The 24,247-nt window shown below is 68.0% G+C and carries 23 protein-coding genes; 14 read left to right on the top strand and 9 right to left on the bottom strand.

The genetic code is table 11. From position 1 onward, the window contains the following. Positions 1-22 precede the first annotated feature (22 nt). The gene (ccsB, locus tag G6553_RS07115) at positions 23-970 is read right to left on the bottom strand and encodes a c-type cytochrome biogenesis protein CcsB (RefSeq protein WP_166190509.1); all 948 of its coding nucleotides are present in this window, start codon (positions 968-970) and stop codon (positions 23-25) included. Continuing rightward, positions 970-2,703 (bottom strand): cytochrome c biogenesis protein ResB, encoded by a 1,734-nt coding sequence (locus G6553_RS07110; RefSeq protein ID WP_207619468.1) that lies wholly within the window; start codon positions 2,701-2,703, stop codon positions 970-972. The genes ccsB and G6553_RS07110 overlap by 1 nt, the downstream gene beginning before the upstream one ends. 29 nt (positions 2,704-2,732) lie before the next feature. On the opposite strand from G6553_RS07110, the gene lnt reads away from it, so the two are divergent. Beyond that, positions 2,733-4,538, top strand: coding sequence for an apolipoprotein N-acyltransferase (gene lnt / locus G6553_RS07105; protein ID WP_347565563.1), 1,806 nt, complete (start codon positions 2,733-2,735; stop codon positions 4,536-4,538). 366 nt (positions 4,539-4,904) lie between these two features. Here the strand turns inward: lnt and G6553_RS21660 are convergent, their stop codons facing one another. Together G6553_RS21660 and G6553_RS07095 are read right to left on the bottom strand one after the other, a co-directional pair. Next, positions 4,905-5,378: a DUF3093 domain-containing protein gene (locus tag G6553_RS21660; RefSeq protein ID WP_166190506.1), complete on the bottom strand. Its 474-nt coding sequence runs from the start codon at positions 5,376-5,378 to the stop codon at positions 4,905-4,907. A gap of 131 nt (positions 5,379-5,509) precedes the next feature. Then, complete coding sequence (locus G6553_RS07095; protein ID WP_166190505.1) at positions 5,510-6,412, bottom strand: hypothetical protein; 903 nt, start codon at positions 6,410-6,412, stop codon at positions 5,510-5,512. A 451-nt stretch (positions 6,413-6,863) separates the two neighbouring features. On the opposite strand from G6553_RS07095, the gene G6553_RS07090 reads away from it, so the two are divergent. Next, the gene (locus tag G6553_RS07090) at positions 6,864-7,352 is read left to right on the top strand and encodes a hypothetical protein (protein WP_166190503.1); all 489 of its coding nucleotides are present in this window, start codon (positions 6,864-6,866) and stop codon (positions 7,350-7,352) included. 113 nt (positions 7,353-7,465) lie between these two features. After that, the gene (locus G6553_RS07085) at positions 7,466-8,833 is read left to right on the top strand and encodes a hypothetical protein (RefSeq protein WP_166190501.1); all 1,368 of its coding nucleotides are present in this window, start codon (positions 7,466-7,468) and stop codon (positions 8,831-8,833) included. Between the two features lie 80 nt (positions 8,834-8,913). Here the strand turns inward: G6553_RS07085 and G6553_RS07080 are convergent, their stop codons facing one another. From G6553_RS07080 to G6553_RS07065, 4 genes are all read right to left on the bottom strand, one after another. Further along, a complete protein-coding gene (locus G6553_RS07080; RefSeq protein WP_166190499.1) occupies positions 8,914-9,591 on the bottom strand; it encodes an isoprenylcysteine carboxylmethyltransferase family protein in 678 nt (225 codons plus the stop codon). Between the two features lie 164 nt (positions 9,592-9,755). Further along, positions 9,756-10,769, bottom strand: coding sequence for a cation diffusion facilitator family transporter (locus tag G6553_RS07075; RefSeq protein WP_242680104.1), 1,014 nt, complete (start codon positions 10,767-10,769; stop codon positions 9,756-9,758). Continuing rightward, positions 10,766-11,620, bottom strand: coding sequence for a cation transporter (locus G6553_RS07070; protein WP_347565561.1), 855 nt, complete (start codon positions 11,618-11,620; stop codon positions 10,766-10,768). The genes G6553_RS07075 and G6553_RS07070 overlap by 4 nt, the downstream gene beginning before the upstream one ends. Then, positions 11,617-12,000, bottom strand: a complete 384-nt coding sequence (locus G6553_RS07065; RefSeq protein WP_166190497.1) for a metalloregulator ArsR/SmtB family transcription factor — start codon at positions 11,998-12,000, stop codon at positions 11,617-11,619. Before G6553_RS07065 ends, G6553_RS07070 begins: the two co-directional genes overlap by 4 nt. Before the next feature lie 901 nt (positions 12,001-12,901). On the opposite strand from G6553_RS07065, the gene G6553_RS07060 reads away from it, so the two are divergent. The 10 genes from G6553_RS07060 (at position 12,902) to G6553_RS07015 (ending at position 22,754) form a co-directional block, all read left to right on the top strand. After that, positions 12,902-14,278 (top strand): IS110 family transposase, encoded by a 1,377-nt coding sequence (locus tag G6553_RS07060; protein ID WP_347565560.1) that lies wholly within the window; start codon positions 12,902-12,904, stop codon positions 14,276-14,278. Between the two features lie 268 nt (positions 14,279-14,546). Then, on the top strand, positions 14,547-15,200 hold the full coding sequence (locus tag G6553_RS07055; RefSeq protein ID WP_166190495.1) for a hypothetical protein: 654 nt from the start codon (positions 14,547-14,549) through the stop codon (positions 15,198-15,200). Positions 15,201-15,307: 107 nt separating this feature from the next. Then, entirely contained in the window at positions 15,308-16,054 is a 747-nt protein-coding gene (locus G6553_RS07050) for a DUF305 domain-containing protein (RefSeq protein WP_166190493.1), read from the top strand. A 451-nt stretch (positions 16,055-16,505) separates the two neighbouring features. After that, positions 16,506-17,495 (top strand): hypothetical protein, encoded by a 990-nt coding sequence (locus tag G6553_RS07045; RefSeq protein ID WP_166190483.1) that lies wholly within the window; start codon positions 16,506-16,508, stop codon positions 17,493-17,495. Between the two features lie 668 nt (positions 17,496-18,163). Then, positions 18,164-18,568 carry a four-helix bundle copper-binding protein gene (locus G6553_RS07040; RefSeq protein ID WP_166190491.1) on the top strand — a complete coding sequence of 135 codons (405 nt, stop codon included), beginning with the start codon at positions 18,164-18,166 and terminating at the stop codon, positions 18,566-18,568. A gap of 108 nt (positions 18,569-18,676) precedes the next feature. Beyond that, the gene (locus G6553_RS07035) at positions 18,677-19,672 is read left to right on the top strand and encodes a potassium channel family protein (RefSeq protein WP_166190490.1); all 996 of its coding nucleotides are present in this window, start codon (positions 18,677-18,679) and stop codon (positions 19,670-19,672) included. 105 nt (positions 19,673-19,777) lie between these two features. Then, positions 19,778-20,599 (top strand): DUF4396 domain-containing protein, encoded by an 822-nt coding sequence (locus G6553_RS07030; protein WP_242680096.1) that lies wholly within the window; start codon positions 19,778-19,780, stop codon positions 20,597-20,599. Beyond that, positions 20,548-20,973, top strand: a complete 426-nt coding sequence (locus G6553_RS21655; protein WP_166190488.1) for a metalloregulator ArsR/SmtB family transcription factor — start codon at positions 20,548-20,550, stop codon at positions 20,971-20,973. Before G6553_RS07030 ends, G6553_RS21655 begins: the two co-directional genes overlap by 52 nt. Before the next feature lie 128 nt (positions 20,974-21,101). Next, positions 21,102-21,830, top strand: coding sequence for a DUF305 domain-containing protein (locus tag G6553_RS07020; RefSeq protein ID WP_347565559.1), 729 nt, complete (start codon positions 21,102-21,104; stop codon positions 21,828-21,830). Between the two features lie 552 nt (positions 21,831-22,382). Continuing rightward, the gene (locus G6553_RS07015) at positions 22,383-22,754 is read left to right on the top strand and encodes a hypothetical protein (protein WP_166190486.1); all 372 of its coding nucleotides are present in this window, start codon (positions 22,383-22,385) and stop codon (positions 22,752-22,754) included. A gap of 71 nt (positions 22,755-22,825) precedes the next feature. Here the strand turns inward: G6553_RS07015 and G6553_RS07010 are convergent, their stop codons facing one another. Beyond that, the gene (locus G6553_RS07010; RefSeq protein ID WP_166190485.1) at positions 22,826-23,161 is read right to left on the bottom strand and encodes a hypothetical protein; all 336 of its coding nucleotides are present in this window, start codon (positions 23,159-23,161) and stop codon (positions 22,826-22,828) included. 174 nt (positions 23,162-23,335) lie between these two features. On the opposite strand from G6553_RS07010, the gene G6553_RS07005 reads away from it, so the two are divergent. Further along, the coding region (locus G6553_RS07005; RefSeq protein ID WP_166190602.1) for an IS1380 family transposase at positions 23,336-24,247 on the top strand (912 nt) is incomplete at its 3' end.

Raw genomic sequence — 24,247 nt, 5'->3', positions numbered from 1 at the left:
TTTGGGAGGTAGGGCTCATGTCTCAGACCCCTGCGTAGGAGTGCAGGCCGGGGATCCACATGTTGACTCCGAAGAAGTTGAATAGGAACGCTGCGAAGCCCGCGAGGGCCAGGTAGCCACTGCGACGGCGCCACTTCGCCGTAGACAGGGCGTGCAGATGGGCTGCGTAGAACACCCAGGTGATGAAGGCCCAGGTCTCCTTGGGATCCCAGCCCCAGTAGCGTCCCCAGGCGTTCTCGGCCCATACGGCTCCGGCGATGACCGCGAACGTCCAGATCGGGAACGCCACCAGGTGCACGGTGCTGGCGAACTCGGCGAGGGAGTCCTGCGCGTGCGCATCGCTGGCGTCGACTTCCGCGGACCGTCGGCGCCAGTTGCTGTCGCGAACGAGCTGGGCGACCGTGGTGACCGCGCCCACACAGAACAGGGCCCCGGCAACGATGGCAGCCGCGACATGGACGACCAGCCACCGCGATTTCAGCACGGGAACGAGTTCATCAACGGGCGTGTACAACGAGGTCACCGAGACGCCGAGAAGGATGAGGATCAACGCGACCACCCAGGCCGCCACCTGCATGACCGCGCGCCGGCGCAGACTGCTCACCAGGACCACAGCGACGGTCGCTGACCCAGTGAGTCCGAACTCGTACATGTTGCCCCAGGGCACCCGCTGAGCGGCGAACCCTCGGCAGACCACGGCTGCGACTAACACGCCGGTCGCGAACGCGAGGATTACAGTTGCTGTTCGCTCCACCCGAGCGGCGTGAGGTGAGCCTGTTGGCGCCCCGAGGCTGTGTTGAGCGGTTAGCGGGAGCTCGGGGTGCGCGGCCGCCCCGGTCGGTTTGAGGGCGGGCCGGTGGCGGGCCAGGGCGCTGGAAACGGCGAACGCGACGAGAGCGATCCCGAATGCGGCGAGGGCCGCGGTGACCAGGGCGTCGGAGAGTCGTGCAAGGTCCGCGGCGGAGATCATCAAACTGGGTCCTTCGTGGATGGTGTTGCGGGGATGACGCTGGAGGTGGCTGCGGCGACGATCGCGTCGAGCTCTTCGGCGGGTACGGGCCGGCGTGCCAGCGATCGGGCCGCGACCTCGATGGTGACCGCGTCGATCCGGCGCACCCACAGCCGTCGGCGCGCCACACCCAGCGAGAGTGTGAGGCCGGACAGAAGGAGCACGGCAGCGACTAGAGCGACTCCCTTGCCGGGGTCTCGGGCTACCTGGAAGTTGGCGAACCGTGACAACCCCTCGAATGTCACCGATCCGAGCCCGTGCGGCAGCTCGGCAGTCTGTCCCGGAGCCAGCGAGACCCGCCAGACGTCACCGTCGCTGTCACGGACCTTCTCGAGGTCGTCGACATCGAGGCTGAACACCGACTGAGAGGCGCCGTCGTCGAGGCCGAGGTCGCCGGTGAAGGCGGTTAGTTGGACGCGGGGGTTCACTGCGTTGGGGTAAGCCGAGGTGTCCAATCCTTCGGCGCCGCGGACCGCAGTGGGCAAGAACAAGCCCTGAAGCGCCAATGATTCGGGGCGGGCGTCGGGAACCTTGATGACGCCGTCGGAGGTGAAGTTCTGGTCCATCGGCAAGAAGATGGTCGGTCCCGACATCGCCACGTTGCCCTCGCCGTCGCGCACCGTCAGCTCTGGGGCGTAGCCGTGACCGGTGAGGAAGAACTTCGTGCCGTTGACATTGAGGGGTTGGTTGGGCCGGATCGCGAAGGTGCCCTCGCCCGATCTCGCGCTGCGGTAGGCCACGCTCGCCTCGAAGTCGCGTGGCTCCCCGAAGCGAGGGCCGGCGGTCTCGAAGGAGGCATCGAACTTCTCCAGGGTGAAGTCCAGCGGTTCCAGGTCTGCGATAGCGGCCCAGGGCGCTGGAGTCAGGGCATCGTAGGAGGAAGCGACGTTGGTGAAGGTGGCGCCCTCGACGACGGCGACGCGGCCCTCGTAGCCGAACAGGCGTCCGCCGGCGACCCCGACCAAGAGCACCAATAAGGACAGGTGGAAGCCGAGGTTGCCGAGTTCGCGAATGTGGCCCTTCTCCGCGCGGATCTCGCCGTCGCCGGCCGCGACGCGGAAGCGTCGGGCGCGCAGCGCGTCGGAAGCAGCGTTCAACGCCAGGTCGGCGTCGGCGACCTGAACCGTTCGGTAAGGGGTCTCACGAGAAAGGCGCCGCGGGGCAGCGGGTGGGGCGGCGCGGTACTCGTGCCACAGCTCGAGGCAGCGCGGCAGCACGCAGCCGATCATCGAGACCAGCAACAAGACGTAGATGGCAGCGAACCACGGCGCGCTGTAGACCTCGAACAGCCACAGGCGGTCCAGCCACGGGGCCAGGTCGGGATGATCGCGAAAGTACTGCGGAACGGCCGCCGGGTCGCTGGCCACCCCCCGCTGGGGGAGCAGGGAGCCAGGGATCGCGCAGAGCGCCAGCAGGATCAGCAGCACCACGGCCGTGCGCATCGCAGTCAACCGCCGCCAGCTCCATCGCAGCCACGCCACGAGCTCCCCGGACGATCCGTGCGGCTCGGCGGCCGTAGTTGCCGCGCGACCAGCATGAGAGCCTGCGGTTCCGCTCCGGCTCGCCGGCTCGCCGGGTCGATCAGGAACACCAGCGTCGCCGCCGTTGGCTCGACCGGTTTCGTCCTTAGTCGCGTCGGCGCCGCTGCTCGGACGGTTCAGCGGGTATGCGCCTTCCTCACCCATCAGCGACATACTATCTGTCCTAGTAGGAAGGCGAAGGGGTGGGATCGGAGGCGGGTGGCAAGGCGGCGCCACGGGCGCTTGGGCCCGGATGGTGGCTCGGGTTGCGACCCAGTTCGGGCGGTCAGCCCCGGGCCGGAGCGGCGGCACGGGGGTGGTGCGGAGGTGCGGCGTCCTGGTCTCAGGACGCGTCCTTGTCGGGCACTGTCTGCGTGGGCGTGGCTGCGATCGGCGGTGCCCTGACCGCCTGCGCGTTCCCGCCGTGGTCAGTACCTGTCTTAGCCCCTGTTGGTGTCGCTCTGCTCTTCTGGGCGTGCCGGGGCCGGGGGACTTGGTTCGGCGCGGCGACGGGGGCGGTCTTTGGCGTGGTGTTCTTCGGGATCACGCTGTGGTGGTTGGCTGCGTCGGTCGCTCTGGGTGCGTGGATTGCGCTGACTGCGCTGCAGGCCGGCTGGCTTGGGCTGGCTGGCGCGGGAATCACGCTTGTTGGGCGTTTGCCGGGTGCGCCGATGTGGATGGCGTGCGTGTGGACGGCAATCGAATTGGCACGGTCAACTCAACCGTGGGGTGGGATGCCGTGGGCTCGGTTGGGCTACACGGCTGTGGACACGCCGTGGCAGTCAGCGTTGAGCGTGCTGGGTGTGAGCGCGACGGGGACTCTGATCGCGCTGATGGGCGCTCTTGCGGCAGCCGGCTTGGCCGCAGCCGTTGCGACGTGCCGTATTCTCGTCCACGGGCCGTCGGCTGCCACTGCCCGGGCGTTCCGCCGGGCGTGCGCGTGGCGGGCAAGAAGCTGCAGCCCCCAGGTGCGCCGCAAGTCCGCCTTGTTGGCCGCCGCCCTTGGCATGGCCGCGGCGACGGCGACGGCGATCGTCGCGACGGCCGGGGGTGTCGCGGCACCGCCGCCGGCTGCCTTGGACTTGACTGTCGGGATCGTGCAAGGCGGAGTCCCCGGCACTGGCACCGAGGTCGCTGCGCACCATCGTGAGGTCACGGCTCGTCATCTCTCGCAGACGCGGAAACTCATGAGTGCCCCCGCCAGCCGGTCGGCCCGGGCGTCCGCGCTCGACCTGCTCGTGTGGCCGGAGAATGCGACCGCGGTCGACCCAGTCCGGGACCGCACGGCGAGGGAGAGCCTCGTCGCTGCGTCCCGGCTAGCCGGCGCACCGCTGCTGGCCGGCTCGATCGTCGACGGCGCCCGCGCCGATCAGGCGGCAAACCAGGCGATCGCGTGGACGCCCGACGGGCCAACGGCGCGGTACACCAAACAGCACCTGGTGCCCTTCGGCGAGTATGTGCCCTTCCGGTCTCTGGCCAGTCGCATCTCAGCACGGGTGGCGGACATCCCGCGCGACATGCAACCGGGCCCATCGCCCGAACCGATGTCAATCGGCGCTACCAGGATCGCCCTCGCCCTGTGCTTCGACGTCGCTTATGACGAGGTCCTTCGCGACCAGGTGGGGCGAGGAGCGGAGCTGGCCGTGGTGCAAACCAGCAACGCCATGTTCCTCGGTACGGTGCAACCCGAGCAGCAGTGGGCAATCACACGCGCGCGGGCAGTGGAGGTGGGCCGCGCGGTGGTCGTGGCTTCCATCAACGGGATTTCTGGAGTCATCGGTCCCGATGGCGCTGTGGTGGAGCGTTTGCCGGCCGTCGACGCCCAGGCTGCAGTGGTGAGCGTGCCAACGGCCGCTGCGACCACCTGGGCGGTCCGGCTCGGCCCCTGGCCTTCGCGATTCGTGCTGACAGCGGCACTCTTCGCGCTCCTCTCGGCCTCATGTCGGGTGCGGCCTCGACGCCGAACGCCGGCTCAGCGGCCCACGTCGGCCCCCGTCCCCAGGTCGTAATAGACCGCTATGGCCCCGTCGCCGGAGCCCGCGGACCGCCCTCAAGGCGCGCGAGCCGGCGCGGCCCTCCCGACAAGTGTCGCAGCGCGACGGCGGCGCGAGACTCGACCTGGCGCAGTACGACGTGCCGCACGTCGCAGGTGACGAACTCACGCGCTAGGGTCGCGCGAGGCGCCAGTTCGTAGGGCACGGACGGTCCTGGGCCTCGGATCTGACCTCACGCTTCCCGTTGACGTCCCACGATGTCCGCCCGCCGTCCGCCGCTGTTAGCTCACCTCGCCGATGCCCAGCCGCGTCGGGCCGGGATGCAGACTTCGGCCGGTCGGCGGTGGTCGTGTGTCCTGACGCCGCGCACCTCGCTGCCGCTTAAGAGCGGCTACGCCCGGACGTGATCGCCAAGGCGAGCCGACCCGGGCGGCGGCTGCTGATCAACCAGTACGGAGTGGGGTCCTGTGGATCCTTGATGTCGACGCGGACTGCGCGGGCCAGGTACGGGCGCAGCAACAGGTGGGCGCGGGGGTCGGCGTCCTGTCCGGCCTGCAGCCGCGTTGCGTCACGATCAAGGGCCGTGACCGCGCCTAGCAGGTCAACGTCGATGTGCGCCCGGCCGGCCCGCAGCACACCGGCGTCCACGGCGACCACTGCAGAGCCCCACGCCAGGAGCGGGCCCACGATCGCTGCGACAAGCGCGCCGGTGGCCACCCAGAGCACCACCGGAGGGACAGCTACGGCAAGCGCGAGCCAGAAGGTACCCAACATGGACCAGACGAAGAACCACCAATGGATCGGCAGATGAAGTCGCTCCCGGTAGGGCCCCGTTCTGCCCTCGTCGCCGGTCACCACCGCCCGCTTCGACCGCCCGCCTCGACCGCGCGTCCGCTCCCCGGCGGGCGTTCTCGAGCCGTCAAACCAGTGGTCGGCCCCACCCGCACTGAGGCCAGGACTGTGTGCGCTGCCGCGCGATCTCGTCATCAGTACGTCGTTACGTGGACGTGGTCATAATGGTTGGCCGTGACCGACCCACGGTCTTCCATGCCGCGCCATCCCTCGCTGGTTCGCTGCACCGACCAGATGTTTCGGGCGTGGATGACATAAGAGACGCCGAGGCGTCCGGCGTTCTCTCGCACGAATCGAGCTACCTCCCAGCCCCGAGTGCCGCTGACCATGATGTCGACGGCGATTCCCTGGGCGTGCTCGCCGTCGCTTCGCAGTGTTCCGTAGGTGGCGATCTCAGGGAATGCGGCACAGACGGCAGCGTGAACTGCCTTGATGTTGGTGCTGACGCCGGCGGGCACAGAGGTGCCATTTGAGCACGTGCCAGCCTCCTGGGCCTCGAGGTCGGGCTCGTCTTGCTGCAAGTAGCCGGCGGTGACCCACAGCGCGCGGTCATCGATGACTATCTCCTGGCGCCCGAACAAGGCGCGGCCGGTGACAAGCACGCTTTCGCCGAGCTCGAGCAAGCCGATCTGTGTTGCGGTCTTGCCGGGCGCGTCCCACAGATTGAGGTCGGCGCCCGCCCAAAGCGTCGTGTCGGCGCCACGAACAGCAGCGCGGGTGGCGTCATGCGAGAGGAGCCGATCGACCTTGTTGGGCTTGCGTTCGAGTCGCGATGCCGAGCGCGAAACGATCTGAGGGCGTTGCTCAGCGGCTGGCCAAGACCCATCGGTCGTGTCGCGGGCTGTAGCGGTGGCTTCGGCCCTGGCTTCGGCGGCAGGTCCCGCGGTGGTTGCGGCCGAGCCGTCGCTTCGGGAGCTGTCGGCGGCACTCAGGGTGCCAACCGCGACGGCGGTAACGGTGAGGCTGGCGGCCAACGGTGCGAAGACGCGGCGCACCCTCGAGGGGGAATCCTGGCGCTTGTGGCGGCCCTGGGTCACGGCCGGTCCTTCCCAACGATCGATGCTCTGTCGCCGCCCGCGTCGCATCGGTGGTGGCGCGTAGCGGCGTTCGGCGTGTGAGATCTCGGCCTTCGGGGGCGCGGCGAGCCAACGCTCAGGCTGAACTGATTCATACGTGTCTCCTGCGGTACACCGGTCACCCAGGCCGCGATCGATGCTCCCGCGCTCGGAAGTGAACGAGCAAGGTCAAGGGCCGGGCGGTCGAAGTGAACTGTTGCGCAGTCGCGAGCCCCGGATTGGCCCCGGCAGCCTGCCCGCCTTCGGCTACTACTATCATACCTAGTACGTACACCGTGGGTGCCATCGCCGTAATAGCCCGCAGCGGTCGCGTTCGCGTACGGGCAGCTGGCGAGCCATGGCGGCTGAGGAAGGTGCGGTTGTCCGGGCGAAGTCTCGATTGTTGACAAGTACTCGTCGAACAGGGGACCCGATGAACCAGCAGCGGCTGTTCGCCCACCCAGCGGGACCAGCGCTCGCGTTGGGCTTGGCGCTAGCGCTGGCGGTTGCCGGATGCTCCAACGACACGGACGCCGAAGGCCCGCGCGCGCCGGCCAGCGCTTCAGGCAAGACGCCGAGCGAGGCTCCGGCCGATCGCTCAGCCGGGTCACCGAGCGGTCCGTCCGGCTCCACCGGCGCGGGCGCCGAGGCCGAGGAGGCCGAACAGTCCCTCCACATCACGGTGTCCGGCGAGACCATCACACCGAACGGCGCTACTGTCGACCTTGAGGTCGATGAGCCGCTGACGATTCGGTTCACCGCCGACCGCGCCGGGGAACTTCATGTCCATTCCCGCCCAGAGCAGGTGCTGTCGTTCAAGACCGGCAACTCCACCGCCGAGCTGGTCATCGAACATCCCGGCGCCGCGGACATTGAAGAGCACGACACCGGCGTTGTCATCGCGCAGCTCGAGGTTCGCTAGATGCTGCAAGCTCACGGACTCGGCGGCCCGTCGGACCTTCCGATCCCGGCCAACCTTGCAATCGCTGGCGGCAGCGCCGCGCTGACCATCTCCTTCATCGTCTTGCTTCTTGCATGGCGCCGACCGCGCTACGCCAACCCGCTCGCCTCATCCACTTCACCCGGGATGCAGGCCGCCGACTCAGCCGATGGCTCAACCGCTGGTTCGGTTTCCGGCCAGGATGTTGGCTGCCTGCTGAGCCGGTCGCCCACAGCAGCCGCGAGACCTCGATCGGACCAGCGCGGGTCGCGGCCGATGCGGGCATTCGGGTGCCCGCCGCCCTAGCGGCGCTTGTGGATTCGCGCGGGTTCGCGGTCGCCCTCCGCGCTGTCGGACTGGTGTTCTTCGGCTACGTGTCGTGGGCGGCGATCGCCGGCCCCGACTCACTGACCAATCCGACCTTCGGCGTCGTCTTCGTGCTGCTCTGGGTTGGCATCGTGCCCGCATCTGTGTTCTTTGGGCCGTTCTACCGAGCGGTGAGCCCGGTACGAACCATGCACCTGTTGCTGCACCGGTCCATTCACGGTCGCGATGCGCCTGCCGACCGCGGGGTGGCCGGCGGGTTGCCCAGATGGGTGGGGTACTGGCCCGCCGCGGTGGGCCTGCTCGCGTTCGTGTGGCTCGAGCTCGTTCACCCCGATGCCAACTACCTCGGCACCATCCGGCTGTGGTTTGCCTTCTACCTCGTTTTCGTGCTCATGGGCGGTGTCTTATTCGGCACGAGGTGGGTTGCGCGTGCGGATCCGTTCGAGGTGTATTCGTCCCTGGTCGGCCGCCTCTCGATATGGGGCCGCCGCTCGGACGGCACGTTGGTGCTTGCCTCACCGCTGCGGAACCTTGCCAGCCTGCGTGGCGAGCCTGGTCTGGTCGCAGTAGTCGCCGTCCTGCTCGGCTCGACTGCGTTCGACAGTTTTCGGGAGTGGAACTTCTGGCTGCGGTTCAGTCAGTCCACCGACGCCAACATGGTGCTGATCAACACCGCAGTGCTGATGGGGTTGTGCTTCGTGGTCGGCGCCACGTTCACGGCCGCCACGGCCGCGACCGGTGTCGTTCCCAGCGCCCGTCGCTGGGAGCTGCCTGGGGTGTTCGCTCACTCGGTGGTGCCGATCATCGTCGGCTACATGGTCGCCCATTACCTGACTCTGTTCGTCGAGTTTGGGCAGCAGACCCTGGTGCAACTCTCCGATCCGATGGGCACGAGCGCGAACCTACTCGGCACCGCCGACGGTGAAGTGAACTACTGGTTGTCCAATCACCCGTCGTTCCTGGCGACGACTAAGGTGCTCGCGATCGTCACCGGGCACGTCCTCGGCGTTATTGCCGCCCACGACCGTGCGTTGGCCGTTCTGCCCAGGAGGCACCACGTGACGGGACAGTTGGCCCTGCTGGTGGTGATGGTGTTGTACACGTTCAGCGGTCTGTACCTGCTCTTCGGCGCCTAAGGACTCAGCAGCGACCGCCACGATCCCTACTGCTCGAAACCGCGCGTTTGCGGGTGATCTCCGAAGGTCCATTCCGATCGTCAGTTGGTCGCCGCTGCCTCCGGCGGGCCCGCAGAAGCGTCGGCGCCAGGACGGATCCTGCCCACACCGGGAATGAATCTCCCGACGCGCGCGGCGTATCCGGCGTAGGAGCCCTCGTGAGCGCAGTGGACCGAGAAGAGATACGGCTCTTCGACGACTCTCACCTGCAGCTGGAGGGCGACCAGGAGCAACGCGAAACCTGTCAGCGACACCAGGTTTGGCGTCATCGCGGTCAGACCGGCGCCGGTAAACGCCATCGCGGTGAAGATTGGGTTGCGCACGATCGCGAAGGCGCCGGTGGTCACCAGTGCGGTCCGCTCGGACTCATCGACGCCGATCCGCCAGCTCTCACCCATGTGACCTTGCACCACTAGCGTCGCGACTACTCCCAGGGCCGCGACTACAGCGCCGGCCACGAACACCGTGCGATGCTCCAGTACTGCGATCGGGTCGAGGCCCCCCAGCGCCGCCATCGGGCCAGCTACGCCCGCGACCATGGCTACGATGAAGCCGACACCGGCGAGCCATTCCGCACTACCGACGCGGCCCGAGATTCCGCGGAACCCTCCGTCTCCGGTGGCCCGGCGTTGTAGCAGCGTGCGGCCCACGAACGCGGTGGCTAGATAGAGCGCGTAGATGAGCGCCGCGACGGTCGGCCAGAAAACTTGCTCGGACATGAGTAGCCCCTTTCGGGTTTGTTCCGAGATTAATCAGGTCGGTGGGTCGGACAGAGGGCGATCGGGGGCTCGAAGAGGCACGGATCCGGCCGGCGCGCGAGTCGAAACGTCGGTCAGGGCACGGCTTTCATCCGTGCCATTGGTGGGCCAGATTGGCCGGCCAGCTAGGCGTGGGCATGGGGCTCGTGGTCGGCGTGGGTGGCGGCCTCGAACTGGATGGTTGAGTGCTCGACGTCGAACTCATCGGCCATGCACGTCTGGATGTCGTCGAGCATGGAGGCTAGGTGTCCGTCGTGGAAGCAGGAGTCGTCGACCACGACGTGTGCGGTGAAGACCGGCAAGGCGGTCGCGACCTGGGTGGCGTGCAGGTCGTGCACGTCGTGCACATGCGGTAGCGAGGTCAGCCGCGTCCGCACCAGCGTGAGGTCGAGGTCCTTGGGCGTTGACTCCAACAGCACGTCAACGGTCTCGCGCAGCAACCGAATCGTGCGCGGGATGATGAGTACGCCGATGAGCAGCGAAGCGACGGCGTCGGCGCGCATCCATCCTGTGGTCGCGATGACTGCTGCGGCGACCAGGACAGCTACAGACCCCAGGGCGTCGTTGACGACCTCGAGGAAGGCGGCGCGCATGTTCAGGTTGTCGGCCCGTGCGGACGCCAGGATGGCTAGGCCGACGAGGTTGCCGACCAGGCCGACTGCACCGAAGACCACCATCGCACCCGAGGTGACCTCCGGCGGTGAGAACAACCGCTGGACGCCTTCGACGAGCACGTATACACCTACCGCCAAAAGCACTGCTGCTTGGGCAGCTGCCCCGAGGACCTCCGCGCGTCGGTACCCCCACGTCCGCTCCGGAGTAGCGGGGCGTCGTGCCAGGATCGCGGCGACCAGGCCGAGGGTCAGGCCGACGACGTCGGTGAGCATGTGAGCGGCATCGGCCAGCAGCGCGAGGCTGCCGGAGATGACGGCGCCGACCACCTCAACCACCAGGACGGTGACGGTGATGGACAGCACCGTCACGAGCCGGCCCCGATGATCGATTAGGCCTGATGCGTCATGAGAGTGACCATTCCCGCGAGCCGTGCCGTGAACAGTGCCGTGCTCTGCGTCGGGTTCTGCGGACCACCGTGCGGACTTGCCCCTAGCACCCCGCGCTTTGCCACTCGCGCGCATCATGATCCACACCCGCAACCGGCGCTGCGGCCATCGGCTTGTTCGGTGGTCGGCTCGGTGGCGGGCTTGACGTGGGCGGTCAGGGGGAGGGTTGCTCGTTCAGCGGCCTCGGGCGTCGAGGCGGTGGGTGCGCAGCATGCGTCCGTGCACCTTTCGTCGCATCCGGTGGCGCGGCTCGACCCAATGACGGCCTCGGGCCCGCAGCCGCAGTTCTCGCCCCGCCATGCTTCGAGTCCTTCGCGTAAGGCCACGGCCGCGATGACCAAGCCCGCGATGGGGTCGGCCCACGACCAGCCCAGCGTCGCGTTCAGCACCAGCCCGACCAGCAGCACCGCCGACAGGTAAGTACACAGCAGCGTCTGGGTCGAGTCCGCGACGACAGTCGAGGATGACAACGCCCGGCCGGTTCGCCGCTGCGCGAACGACAGGAACGGCATCACCGCGAGCGAGACGGCGGCCAGAACGATGCCGACCGTGGAGGTATCCGGGTCGCTGCGGGTGGCCAGCGCCCGCACCGACTCGAACGTGACGTATGCGGCGAGCGCGAAGAACGAGACCGCCATCGCCCGCAGTGCCTGTCGTTCGCGTGATTCGGGCACGGCGTGCCGGAACTGCCACAGGATGACAAGGCCGGAGGAGACTTCGACGACCGAGTCCAGACCGAAACCGACCAGGGCGACAGACCCGGCGGCCAGCCCTGCCGCGATCGCGATGACCGCCTCGACGAGGTTGTAGGCCACCGCCGCGCCCGCCAGCAGCTGGGCACGACGTCCGAGCCGGGCCCTGTCAGCCTGCGGCAGGGCCCCCGGCTGCGCTTCGGCTGCCGATCCATTGCGGCGGACTGCGGTGCTCACTGCTCGTCCTTGAGGGTCTCGGTGCCGTAGTTGGGGCACAGCGCGACGGCGTCGCCTGTGAGGTCAAGCAACCTCTCTGCAGCCGACCAAACCTCCAGTAGGGACTCGGGGTGCGTCAGTGAGAAGAGCGAGGCGCGGCCCTGCGGTCGCGAGGTCACCAGGCCGCACTCTTTGAGGCACGAGAGGTGCTTGGAGACCGTCGACTGTGCAAGGCCAACGTGGGCGGTGAGATCAGTGACCCGGTGCTCACCCAACGCGAGATGTCGAAGGATCAGCAGTCGGGACGGGTCACTGAAGCCGTGGAAGAGGGCCGCGGCAGCTAGCAGTCCGCGTGACTCGACCGAGTCGGCAGTGACCTCGTCATGCTGTGACATCGTCATGAAGCGATGCTATCGATGGACTTAGGTACAGGGCAACTGGGCCATGTTTGGAGCGCTCGGTCGTGATTTCCTTGGCCGCAGCGGCGGGGCCAGAGCGCGCCTCCCCCCACTAGATTCTGTGATCAATCGACCCGGCCCTTCGCCGGCGACCGGCGCGCGGACCTTCCAGTCTGGGCTCGATTCAATTGACAGGAGGAGGAATGGTTGCACTTGAGCACCTGTGCTTGCTGACGCCGCCTGCACCCCCTGCGCAAGAGGAAGGGAGCGGGTCGCAGGCGTCCAACTCCGAAGTGCTACCAGGTTCGTCTAGCGCGGGGTGCTGGCCCACGCCGTGGTGGAACCCTGAGCTCGTCAGCAAGTGATCGGCGTTGTCTGACGCAGGCCGGCCTCGACCGCCGCCTACGGGCTACGCGAGGGGCCTGCGGATCGAAACCGTCACCTGAACCGGGACGACCTATCACCGCCGTCGCCGACAGACCGCCCTCGGCGCCGACCTGGTCAAGTAAGAGTCGATCGTGCTTACAGCCGCCACAAGGCGGCCTAACCGGAGCTGTCACCCGTTCGGCCCCGGCGACCTCCTGCCCGTCGAGGACGACGACCACCTGGTCGACCGCGCCGCAGCGGGCGCCGCCTTCAAGGTCGTCCGTCGCGTGGAGGTCCTGTGCGGCAGGCCCGTCCGTACCGGCTTCAGATCTGAGTGGGCGGCGCGCGTGGCGGGTGTTCGAAGCGCCGGTGACGTCAATCGGGCGGCTTTTATCCATCCCCGGCACCTTCGACCGATCTCGTCCCGGATCCGCTCACTCCAGCCGAAATGCGCTGACCTAGGCAGACCCGCATCGCGGCTGCTTGTTCCATTGACGGCAGGACTGGTGCCTGGCAAGGCTCGGTCCAGGCGCCCGGGATGTCGCTCTCATTGCGGCTGCCCACGCTGGTCGTGTGGCTCTCATTTGGCCTGCGCATCCCGGGCGTCGCCAGGGTCAGGAGAGGCTCTAGAGGGGTTTGCCCAGCTCGAAGCAGCGTTGCCCTCCCGGCTCGACAACCACAGCGGGTTCGAGCATCGGAGGAAGGCGTGAATGCATCGACAGCAGCATCGTCAGCAGTAGGGCGGGTTGTGATCGGGATGGACCCGCACAAGCGTTCAGCGACGATCGAGGTGATGACCGCCGACGAGACCATCGTCGGTCGTGGCCGCTTCGCCACCGACGGGGACGGCTATGGCGAGATGTGTCGCTACGCCGGCCAGTGGCCCGAGCGGGTGTGGGCAATCGAGGGCTGTGCCGGGATCGGCAAGCACATCGCGGTCCGACTCCTGGCCAACGGTGAAGAGGTCCTCGACGTCCCGCCCAAGCTGTCCGCCCGTGCCCGCGTCTTCGCCACCGGCCAAGGCCGTAAGACCGACGCCACCGACGCCCACTCCGTCGCGCTCGTCGGCACCAGGATGTCCGGGCTGCGGCCGGTGGTCACCGACGAACAACTCGAGGTGCTGCGTCTGCTGGTCGACCGGCGTCGCTCGCTGGGCGAGGAGCACACCCGCAAGACCTGTCAGCTGCACGGGTTGCTGCTCGAGCTGATCCCTGGCGGAGCCAAGCGGGACCTGTCCGCGGCCCAGGCGAAGGCGCTGCTGGCCAAGATTCGACCGCGTGACGTCGTGGGCAAGACCCGTCGCCGGGTTGCCGCGGAGCTGATCGCGGACCTGGAGCGGATCTACGCCCGGAAGAAGGAAGCGAACAAGGAGCTCACCGCGCTGGTCACCGCGACCGGAACCAGTTTGTTGGACCTGCACGGCATTGGACCCACCGGTGCCGCCCGGTTGCTAGTCGAGGTCGGCGACATCACTCGGTTCCCGTCCAAGGCGCACTTCGCATCCTGGAACGGCACCGCACCCCTGGACGCCTCCTCCGGCGACCAGGTCCGGCATCGGCTGTCACGCAAAGGCAACCGACAGATCAACCGGGTCCTGCACACCATGGCCCGCGTACAGCTCCGCAACCCCACCGAGGGCCGGGCCTACTACGACCGCAAGAAGGCCGACGGGAAAGCGCCGATGGAAGCCCTGCGGTGCGTGAAGCGTCGACTGTCCGACATCGTCTTTCGGACGATGCTCAATGACGCCGTCCGCACCACCGAGCCGCCGACGAGGACGGGCCCGGGAGGACAACGGGGAAACGACTCTGACTCCAGCGCGGCCGGCTCACATCCCCACACCAGCTCTTCGGACAAGTCACTTCCCGGACCCGCCGAACAACACCCTAGAACCCCGCTCCCGACTGCGTCTTGACACAGAGAGGTGCCAGATCCGGATGGTTGCGCTGAGTCACTAGTGGAGAGAAGACGTCGAACGTGACGAATACGCAAGCGTCGAAGTCCCCTTCCCGGCATTGAACAAGGCGGCCGAGTCTCATTGTGCTGCTCGGAGTTGAACTCGCCGTCGAATAGGTGTGCCGCAGCGTCTCCATCACCAGAGCTGGCACCTCTGACGCCGGCAGGAGAGCCCGGGCGTGTCTCTGTATGGCGTCGCGGGAGGCTAGGCAACTAGCTGATCGCGGTTGAACGTCGTCCTGACGGTCGTGAAGGCGCTGGCTAAACTGGCGGTGATGTTCGACCGCAGCGTCCGCTCACGCCGCCCCGGGGCTCGAGTCCTCGCGGGTCGGTGGCTGGTCGTGCTCGCGGCATTCGCAGGACTGTTCGCGATGCACGGCCTCTCCGACCACGGTGTCGGCATGTCGCCGGTGGGCGGTGCGGGAGCCGCCCACGCCCATCACGGCGCCATCTCAGCTGTCGATGGGGCTTTCGGGGCCGACGTGGAACACACGGGCCGCTCACCCGTCGCGGACCAGCTGCAACAGGGTCGTTCCTGTAACGGCACGTGCACGTCGGGCGGTACAGCCGCTAGCAGGACCAGTGCCGACCACAGCGCCGCTGAGGCTGCCGGCCTCGATCCGGGCCTCGACGCGGGCCAGGGCCAGAGCGGACATGGCGGTGGCGCGTCGGGTTTTGGCCACGGCATGGACCTGATGGGTCTGTGCCTGGCGGTCCTCGTCGCAGCCGCGCTGACCGTACTAGGGGTCCGCCGGGGCTCGTGGCGCATCTCGGCTCGCGCGCTCGCGGCCGCTGTCGCCAGTGCCGGCGGAATTCTCGCCGCCACCAGCCGCGTCCTGGATCCGCCCGATCTGCATCGACTCTCCATCGCCAGGTGCTGAGCGCCATGGCGCCGCCCGTCCAAGCGTCAAGGACCTCGTAGTTCTGGCGTGCTTTCGGCGGTGCTGAGTCCCGCTCACTTCCAGCGCCCAGCTTCACAGGAGAGACCATGACGTTCACCCATGCACAGACCCACGCGCCCACCACCCAGATCCGCAGGGGGCGGGCGGTGCGCCGCGGCGCGACCGCTCTTTCAGCACTTGCCCTGTCCGTGACCCTGGCCGCCTGCGGCGACAAGGCGCAGACCGCCGACCCGTCGGTCGCGGACCCCTCGGCGACCCAGACCGCGTCGAACGGCGAGGTCTTCAATCGCGCCGACGTCGACTTCGCCACCAAGATGATTCCCCACCACGCCCAGGCGGTCGAGATGGCCCTGATGGCCCAGGCCCGCGACCTGTCACCAGAGGTGGCGCAGCTGGCTGACGACATCCGCGACGCCCAAGTCCCCGAGGTCGAGACCATGACCGACTGGCTCACCGCCTGGGACCAGGAGATCCCCGAGACCTCGCTCGACCACGCGAACGCCGGCCACGACTGGTCGCAAGACTCCGAGGCGACCGAGGGCGACGAGCACTCCGGTCACGAGATGTCTGGCGACGCCTCCGATGACTCCTCGGGCATGTCGTCGATGCCGGGGATGATGTCGGCCGAGGACATGAACGCCCTCAAGGCGGCCTCGGACGAAGAGTTCGAGGACATGTGGCTCGAGATGATGATTGAGCATCACACCGGTGCCATCGAGATGGCCCAGGCCGAGCAGGAGAGCGGCCTGTACCCCGACGCCATAGCGCTCGCCGAGACCATCGAGGCCGACCAGGAGCGCGAGATCGCTGTGATGGAGGAGCTCCTCAGCTGAGCCGCGCCCGTCCCGGCGGACGCGACTTTCCTACGGGCACCGGCCCCAACGGTCCTGCGTGGTGTGTTGCGGCGGAGGACGCACCAGGTGCGTCTGTCCAGGCATGCGCCCCACGAGCGGGGCGGGCCGGCCGTTTCCCTTCGCACCAGTGGCTGCGTGCAGGCGCGTGGCTGCGGCGGCCGGCCCGACCCTTCACCTGCACGCCCGCGCGTGCCGAGCACAGAACAGGTCAGACGCCATGAACGACCGCAACACCCCCACATCGCCCAGCCCGAGCAACCCAAGCAACCCGAGCAGCCCTGGCGGCCCTGGCGGCCCTGGCGGCCCTGGCGGCCCTGGCGGCCCTGGCGGCCCTGGCGGCCCAGTCGGTCCCGGCATGCCAGCCGGTTCGGGTGGCGATGCTGGCTCGACCGGCGCATCCCACCCCGGCGCCCCGAGGCATCGCGGAGCCGTGCTCATCGCTGCTGCCGGCCTGGCTCTACTCATCGCCCTCGTCGTGTTCGCCGTCACCACCGACGACACGTCGACCTCGGACGTGACGGGCCGAGCTGCTGGCAAGCATGGTCAGCATGCCGTCGGCGACGATGGACCGCTGCTCATCGGGCACATCCACGGCATCGCGCCCACCGGTGACGGCGGCGCATTGATTGGCGCGCACTACGGAGTCTTCGCGGTGGACACCGACGGGAACGTCGTCGAGCACGGCGAGCGGCGTTCCGACACGATGGGCCTCACCGACGTCAACAACCGCGACGAGACCGGGTCGGGCGCCGAGTCGGACGTCGAGTCGGGTACCTACCTGGCTTCTGGACACCCGAACGCCGACGAAACCGACAAGCCCATCTATGCCGGGCTCCTCACGTCTACGGACGGCGGCGCCACCTGGGAGGAGACCGCGTTGACCGGGGAGGTCGACTTCCATGCGCTCGACCACGAGCAAGGGCGCACGTGGGGCATCGACTCGGTCACCGGACGCATCCTGACCGCGACCAGCCATCGGGAATGGGACACCGTCGACGCCGGCGATCTCGGCCCACTCCTGGACGTTGCCGCGGACCCGACTCGACCGTCACGTGCAGTGGTGACGAATGCGCGCGGTGAGGCGTACGCCATCCGGCGGAACGCGCCAAGCGGACGCGTCTTCACCCGCCTGCCCAGCGCACCGTCGTTGGCATGGCTCGACTGGCCCGCCGGTGACGTCCTGGCTGGCCTCAGCCCTAGCGGCACCGCCTACGTCTCGACCGATGCTGGCCGGAACTGGATTGAGGTGGGCACCGTTCCCGGAGTTCCCTCAGCGCTGGCTGTCACCGCGGATGGCAACCGCTCGGCTGAGGACGGCGGTGGTGCAGCTGGTCAGCACTGGTGGGTCGCCACCGACGCTGGGCTCTACGCCGCGAAGGATGGGGCGTCGTTCGGGAACGTGTTCGCGTTTCGCGAGTGATGGCTCGTGAACGCAGCGAAGAGGCGCTCGGTGTCGACGCTGTGGTCAGGGGGCCTGGGTAGGCCCAGACACGGGTGAAGCAGATGGTGTCGGCGATCCACTCCGCGGGGTCGCCTGCGCGTTCTCAGTCGGCGCCTCCGTGGACGTAGAGGGCATCATCGACCCACACGCCGGTCCCTGGGTGGTCCGGTGCTTCCGCGGGTTTGCGGCAGCACCGGTCCACGACTCGTGCTCGTCGTAGACCCGTCCTTCAGCGGCCATGAGTGGCCCCGGCGGGTGCCTCGACAGGCCATGCGCCGCTGTTGGGCTGAGGTGCGTCGGGCAGGGCGGCCCGAGTGCCGGTAGTGGGGTCGAGTCGTCCGCCGTAGGCGATGGTTTGCCGTAGTCGTTGACCTGTCCGCCGGCGGCGCCGCCGGGGGTGGTGTCGGCCAGCTGGAGCCCGGTCCAGAACGAGCGCCATCCACCGAGCTGGCCGCTGCGGCGGAGGCCTCCGACGTGCTGATCGGCGAAGAGACGCGGCGCATGCTCCGTCGCTCGGCGCCGGCCAAAGTGAAAATCCGTGCGGGTATGCGGGTATCCGTGTTGGTCATGGGTACCCCGCAAGTGACCGTGGCGGTGTGTCTCGGGTCGCCACCGGGGCGGCTCGACCGTCGTGGCAGGAGGATCAAATGAAGCACCAGGAAATGCTGCAGACCTACCCCGGCGAGGTCGGGACGATCGATCAGGAGAAGCTCGCCGCGTGCATCGCTGCGTGCTTTGAGTGCGCCCAGGTGTGCACCGCGTGCGCTGACGCCTGCCTGGCCGAGGACATGGTCGCGGAGCTACGCGCCTGCATCCGCACCAACCTCGACTGTGCCGACGTCTGCGCTTCCACCGGCGCCATCTTGTCGCGGCAGACCGGCGGCGACGCGAACATCGTCCGCACCATTCTCGAGGCGTGCGCGGCCGCGTGCAAGGCGTGCGGCGACGAGTGCGCCGATCACGCGGAGAAGCACGAGCACTGCGCGGTATGCGCTGAGGCGTGCCGCCGCTGCGAAGAGGCGTGCCGCGAGCTCCTCGCCGCGCTGGGCTGACCCCCTGTCCTACCCCGGGCCTGACGGGTGCAGCGGCTCGCCGTTCCGTATGACCGGCGAGCCGCTGCTCCACGCCGGACCGACAGCCTGCTCTACCGAAGGACCGCCTTGCCCGACATCGTGTTCATCGTTGCCGGCGCGATCCTCGTCGCGCTGGTCTTCTTCGACGCGCTCGCCACCACGCTGGCTGTCTCCAGCGGTGCCGGCCCGGTGACCACCGGTGTCCTCGGTGCCGCATGGCGTGTCGCACTGCGGCTGCACCGCCAGGACAAGAAGGGCGGCCTGCTGACCTTCTCCGGACCGGTGATGCTCATCGTCACCGTGCTGACCTGGGTCGCCCTCCTGTGGGCGGGATGGACGCTTCTCTTCTACGGTTCCGATGCGGTCGAGACGGCGTCGAAGGCGCGTCCCGCAGGGTTCGGCGACGTCGTCTACTTCGCGGGGTTCACCATCTTCACCCTCGGCACGGGGGACTTTGTGGCGTCGACCCCGGCTTGGCGGATCGTAATGGCCGCGGCGACGTTCTCGGGGCTGTTCCTCATCACCTTGGCCATCACCTACCTGCTTTCCGTGCTCTCCGCGGTCGTCGCCCGCCGTGTCCTCGCACAACAAATCCACGGGCTCGGGGACACGCCGTCGGAGATCCTGAAGAAGGGCTGGACCGGGGACGGGTTCGACAGCATGTTCCAGCAGCAGCTGGTTTCGCTGTCCTCCTCGGTGGCAGGCTCGGCCGAGCAGCATCTCGCGTACCCCGTGCTGCACTACTTCCACTCCTCGAGCCGCGACCTCGCCGCGCCGGTAGCCATCGCGCACTTGGACGAGGCGCTGACCGTCATCGAGACCCTCGAGACGCACCAGCGTCCACAGCCGGCGGCCGTCGACCCGTTGCGGTCCTCCATCGGCCGCTACCTGAGCACAGCGTCGAGCACCACGTGGGCGCCCAAGATCGGCGCCCCGGCGCCGCCTGAGATCAGCGAAGCCATTGAGGCCGGCATACCGGTCAACGACACCGCCGTGCGCCGGGCCGCCGAGGAGCACAGCGAACGCCGGACCCACCTGCACCGCCTCGTCGCCAGCGACGGCTGGTCCTGGCAAGGCGCCTAGTAGCACCCGGTGTGTAGGGACGAGATTCGAGCAACGCCGCCAGGCAGCGAGACCCACGGCACCATCCGTAGCAGAGCCCGGAACGACGGGAAGCGAGACGAAACCATGCAACATCACCACGCAGAGCACCACGCAAAGCACGACGACACGACGCCCGCCGACCACGGCGACCAGAGCGACCACGGCGACCACGGCGACGCTGGCGGGCGGGCGATGGCCGCCAGCGCCACCCTCCACTGCCTGTCTGGTTGCGCAGTGGGAGAGATCAGCGGCCTCATGATCGGCACCGCCATCGGACTCAGCACCGGCTGGACCATCGCGCTGGCGGTCACTCTGGCATTCTTCTTCGGCTACCTGCTCTCCACGCTCCCGCTGGTGAAGGCCGGACTCGGCCTGGGAGCCGCGCTGAGCGTCGTCTTCGCCGCCGACACCCTCTCCATCGCGGTGATGGAGATCGTCGACAACGCTGTGATGGCGCTCATCCCCAACGCCATGGACGCCGGACTGGTGAACTGGCTTTTCTGGGTCGGCATGGCCATCGCGCTCACCGTCGCCTTCTTCGCCGCCTACCCGGTCAACCGCTTCCTCCTTCAGCGCGGGAAGGGCCACGCGCTGACGCACCAGTACCACCACGGCAGCGGCGGTGAGGTCACCGGCGCACGCCGCTACATTCCGACCTTCCCCACCTCGACCCTCGTCGCGGTCATCGCGGCGTTCATGCTGGGCGGACTCATCGTCTCCCTTGCTGCCGGAACCGGAGGCAGCGGAGGCGGGCATGCGGCGCCCGACCTCCACACGTCGACAGCCCACGCGGGCGTGCCGCTCGCAACCCCTGCAACGGCGTCGGACCCACATCCGCTCACCCGTACGGTTGCATGGGTAACCGCTGTGCCGGGGACCGGCTCGTCGTGGCTGACCAACCCCTGAGCTCCGACCACCGGCACCCCGTCGACCCTGAACGCGTCGCCCGAGCCCGTGCCCGTATCCCCACCAGCGAAGAAGGGGACCGGCTGACCAGCGTCCTCTCTCTGATGGCCGACCCGACCCGCGCCCGCCTGCTGTACGCCCTCGACGTCGTCGACGAACTGTGTGTGGGCGATCTCGCCCTCGCGTTGTCCGTCAGCGAGGACGCCGTCTCGTATGGGCTCCGGGTGCTGCGCACCGCCGGACTGGTCAAACGACGCAAAGAAGGACGAGTCGTCTACTACCAGCTCGCCGACGGATTCCCCGAACCGCTGCGCGAACACTGCCTGCGCCAGCTGATCGAGATGTCACGCGCCTCCGTCGACGAGGACATCTAGCGAACGACCGGCGGCCAAGGCGCCACACAGCCGCCTGCGATTCCGGCAGCCACCCCTACATCGAAGGCCCGCGGCTCCACCCCGCCCTGTCGAACCCGTCACCCAGCACCTACGAGAGGCACAAACCCGTGAGAAACGCGCCGCACCACGCCAACGACCAGCACCACGACAACCACAGCGACCCCGATAACAGCAGTGACAATGGCGGTCGTGACAAGGAGATGGAGAAGAAGCACGAACTGCGCATGTACCTGAAGTTCGCCGCCATGATCGCGACGTCGGCGGCGGTGATGTTCGTGCTGATGTACAGCAGCGTCTACGACATCGGACACGTCCACTACAGCCAAGAACGCCTCTACATGGCACTCACCTCCACCGGGGCAATGGCGCTGGTGATGCTCGCGTACATGGCCACGATGATGTACAAGAACCGTGCCTTGAACGTCGTCGTCGTGGTGGCGGCCCTGGTCGTCGGCCTCGGTGCCTTCTACGCCTCCCGCACGCAGCTGTTCATCGACGACGAGAAGTACATGAAGGCGATGGTCCCGCACCACTCCATCGCCATCCTCACCAGCGAACGCGCCGACATCGACGACGTGCGCGTCCGCGAGCTGGCCAACCAGATCATCGAGGCCCAGCGCAGGGAGATCAAGGAGATGGAGTGGCTCCTGAAGGATATCGAGGAGAACGGCCTCGCGACCACCGACGCTGAGGCACAGGAGCGGCCTGTCCCCGAGTTCAAGGGGAGCGTGACCGGCCCTGTGGGCGCAGACGAGTACTCGGTCACCGCCGCACTGATTTCGATGCTCGGGCTGTCCGAGCAGGAATCCGCAGTAGGGGCGGCGCACCACCGGTGAGGAGGTCAGCGGCGAAAGGACGCACCGGTCGGGGGCGGTGGATGTGGACGGTTTCGCTCCTGTGCTCGCGCTCGCAGCACTCCCGGCAGTAGGCGACTTCGCTGGCGGCCCGCCTCAGAACTGCTGCCCGTCGTCTCCGAGCGTGCCTTCAGCTCGGCGCTGCACCTGGCTGCTCGGGACAGTCCTCGCCGTCGTAGGGCTCGAGCTTGTGCCTATCGCCCTCAAGGGCATCCCGGCGTGGGTGCCGATCGTCCGTGTTCGTCCTCGGCTCTGCCCCGGAGAGAGCCCTCAGCAGTTACGGCGGTTTTCGCCAGCGCGTACCTTGCATGGGGCTGTTGTGGTGGCGAGCCTTCTCGCTTGCCGTTACGTTCTCGGAAGCGTCATGGGCCGGGACGGGGTACGCCGCGCAGTTGAGCGCGTCACGGGCGTCGTGCTCATCAGACTCGGCATCAGAGTCGCGGTCGTCGAGCACTGACGTCCGCTTCTCGGCAGATCCGCTCAGTCGACCCGAATTGCGTTGGATTCGGCTTGTGTCGGGCTAGCGTCAGACCGATGGACCTGCCCGCTCACGCCAGGCACCACGAAGTCGAGGGACCGGAGTGCCGCATCACGCGACTACCAGTCGGATACGCCGAGGGCGTTCTTCGGCTCTCGTTCATGGTTCATGCCCCTAACGCCAGGAGCGACGCCGAGCGCTCTCGGCAGCGCAGCCGCATCAACGTGAGAACTGTGGAACAGCAAGAGCTGCACTTCCTGAGCGGCACAGGCACCTACGAAGATGATGGTTTGTCCATCGTCGACATGAACTTCGGGCGCCCAGCCGACGACCCGAACGGAACCTACGGAGCGCTCGCCATTTCGTACGACACGGGACAGCCGACACCCACCACGGAACTAGTGGACCTAGCGCCTCTCGGTACCTAGAGCCGGAGACGCTGACGACCGCCGACGCGTCTGACGCGTCCCGCTCATTCGGCCCGGACTGCGGTCGCCGGTCAGTTGTAGTTGTTCGCGAGCCACCCGAACAGCAGCACTGCGCCAAGAAGAACCTCGCCAGCCAGAGCGCCGACTGCTCCGGCGAGCAGCCCTTGCACTCTCTCTCGCATGCGTTGTCGCGATAGGTACACGAGCCCCGCGATGACGGCTACCAGCCAGGCCCCAAAGAGCGCGGCAGCCACTGCGAGCGCCAACCCACTGGTCAGATTGATTGTCACGACCCCGAGCAGGAAAAGCGTGCCGTTCGCGGCCAGGACGAGGTTTCGTGCTGACCGGTAGGTCGCGGGCCGCTCGTCGCTCAGCGTCCGCCAGTCGACTCTTCGGGGGTCGCTCACAAGTTTGAGCCTAGGACTCGACCCGAGGTTCCGGAGACACTTAGCCCGGATCCACCGATGATCGACGGTCGTCCAGTGGCGTGAGCGTGCCGTAACGGACGGATGCCCTTGCGGGCTTGAAGAATGGGACTTCTCTACGGTTCCACTCGACGAAGCACGAAGGGCATCCGACAGATGCAACTTTCTCACACCACTGGGGCGACGTCGGCGGTGTTCGATGACCCGAATCTGCTGTCGTCGGCGGGGCTGGTTCCGGTGGTGGCGCTGGCGGAATCGGCGGGGCTCGGATCGCTGGCACAAGACCGTCTGTCGGTGCCGACCGACAAGGGCGCGAACGCGGGGTTGAAGGTGACCTCACTGGTCGCCGGGATGGTGGCCGGCGCCGACAGCATCGACGACATGGCGCTGCTGCGACACGGTGGCATGAGCCGGGTCTTCGCCCGCGCATACGCGCCCTCGACCCTGGGGTCGTTTCTGCGGGCGTTCACCTTCGGTCACGTCCGCCAGCTCGACGCGGTGGCCTCCCGGTTCCTGGTCGCGCTCGCGGACCAGGCACCGCTCCTGGGGCAGCCTTCACCGGAGTCCGAGCATGTTCTGGTCGACGTCGACGACACCGTCATCGAGGTCCACGGCTATGCCAAACAAGGTGCCGGGTTCGGCTACTCCGGCGTCCGTGGGCTCAACGCCCTCCTGGCGACAGTGACGACCCCCAACGCCGCACCGGTGGTGGTCGCCCAACGGCTGCGGAAGGGCTCGTGCGGCTCCCCACGCGGCGCGAAACGCCTGGTCGCCGACGCGCTGAAGACCACCGCCGCGCTGACGGACGCAACGCCGCTGGTCCGGGCCGATTCGGCGTTCTACGGGCGTGGCCTGGTCGGCGCCGCGGTCCGGGCCGGTGCCGACGTCTCGGTCACCGTCCGGATGGACAAGGCCGTCAAGGCCGCCATCGCCGCGATCGCCGCGATCGACGACGACGCGTGGACCACCATCGAGTACACCGACGCCATTTTCGACGAGGCCACCGGATCCTGGGTCTCCCGCGCCGAGGTCGCCGAGGTGCCGTTCACCGCGTTCTCCGCCCAGAAG

Origin of the sequence: Nocardioides sp. IC4_145 (assembly GCF_011250565.1) — a bacterium.
Lineage (GTDB): Bacteria > Actinomycetota > Actinomycetes > Propionibacteriales > Nocardioidaceae > Nocardioides.
The sequence above is the reverse complement of the archived record's forward strand: the minus strand, read 5'-3'. Positions and strand labels throughout refer to the sequence as shown.

What these genes read in the sequence shown, in the direction of transcription:
- G6553_RS07060 (WP_347565560.1), top strand. Translation starts at nt 12,902, where the DNA reads ATGTCGCTCTCATTGCGGCTGCCCACGCTGGTCGTGTGGCTCTCATTT.
- G6553_RS07040 (WP_166190491.1), top strand. Translation starts at nt 18,164, where the DNA reads ATGAAGCACCAGGAAATGCTGCAGACCTACCCCGGCGAGGTCGGGACG.
- G6553_RS07015 (WP_166190486.1), top strand. Translation starts at nt 22,383, where the DNA reads ATGGACCTGCCCGCTCACGCCAGGCACCACGAAGTCGAGGGACCGGAG.
- G6553_RS07050 (WP_166190493.1), top strand. Translation starts at nt 15,308, where the DNA reads ATGACGTTCACCCATGCACAGACCCACGCGCCCACCACCCAGATCCGC.
- G6553_RS21655 (WP_166190488.1), top strand. Translation starts at nt 20,548, where the DNA reads ATGGGTAACCGCTGTGCCGGGGACCGGCTCGTCGTGGCTGACCAACCC.
- G6553_RS07075 (WP_242680104.1), bottom strand. Translation starts at nt 10,769, where the DNA reads ATGATGCGCGCGAGTGGCAAAGCGCGGGGTGCTAGGGGCAAGTCCGCA.
- G6553_RS07090 (WP_166190503.1), top strand. Translation starts at nt 6,864, where the DNA reads ATGAACCAGCAGCGGCTGTTCGCCCACCCAGCGGGACCAGCGCTCGCG.
- G6553_RS07080 (WP_166190499.1), bottom strand. Translation starts at nt 9,591, where the DNA reads ATGTCCGAGCAAGTTTTCTGGCCGACCGTCGCGGCGCTCATCTACGCG.
- G6553_RS07085 (WP_166190501.1), top strand. Translation starts at nt 7,466, where the DNA reads ATGGCGCCGACCGCGCTACGCCAACCCGCTCGCCTCATCCACTTCACC.
- G6553_RS07030 (WP_242680096.1), top strand. Translation starts at nt 19,778, where the DNA reads ATGCAACATCACCACGCAGAGCACCACGCAAAGCACGACGACACGACG.
- G6553_RS07110 (WP_207619468.1), bottom strand. Translation starts at nt 2,703, where the DNA reads ATGTCGCTGATGGGTGAGGAAGGCGCATACCCGCTGAACCGTCCGAGC.
- ccsB (WP_166190509.1), bottom strand. Translation starts at nt 970, where the DNA reads ATGATCTCCGCCGCGGACCTTGCACGACTCTCCGACGCCCTGGTCACC.
- G6553_RS07065 (WP_166190497.1), bottom strand. Translation starts at nt 12,000, where the DNA reads ATGACGATGTCACAGCATGACGAGGTCACTGCCGACTCGGTCGAGTCA.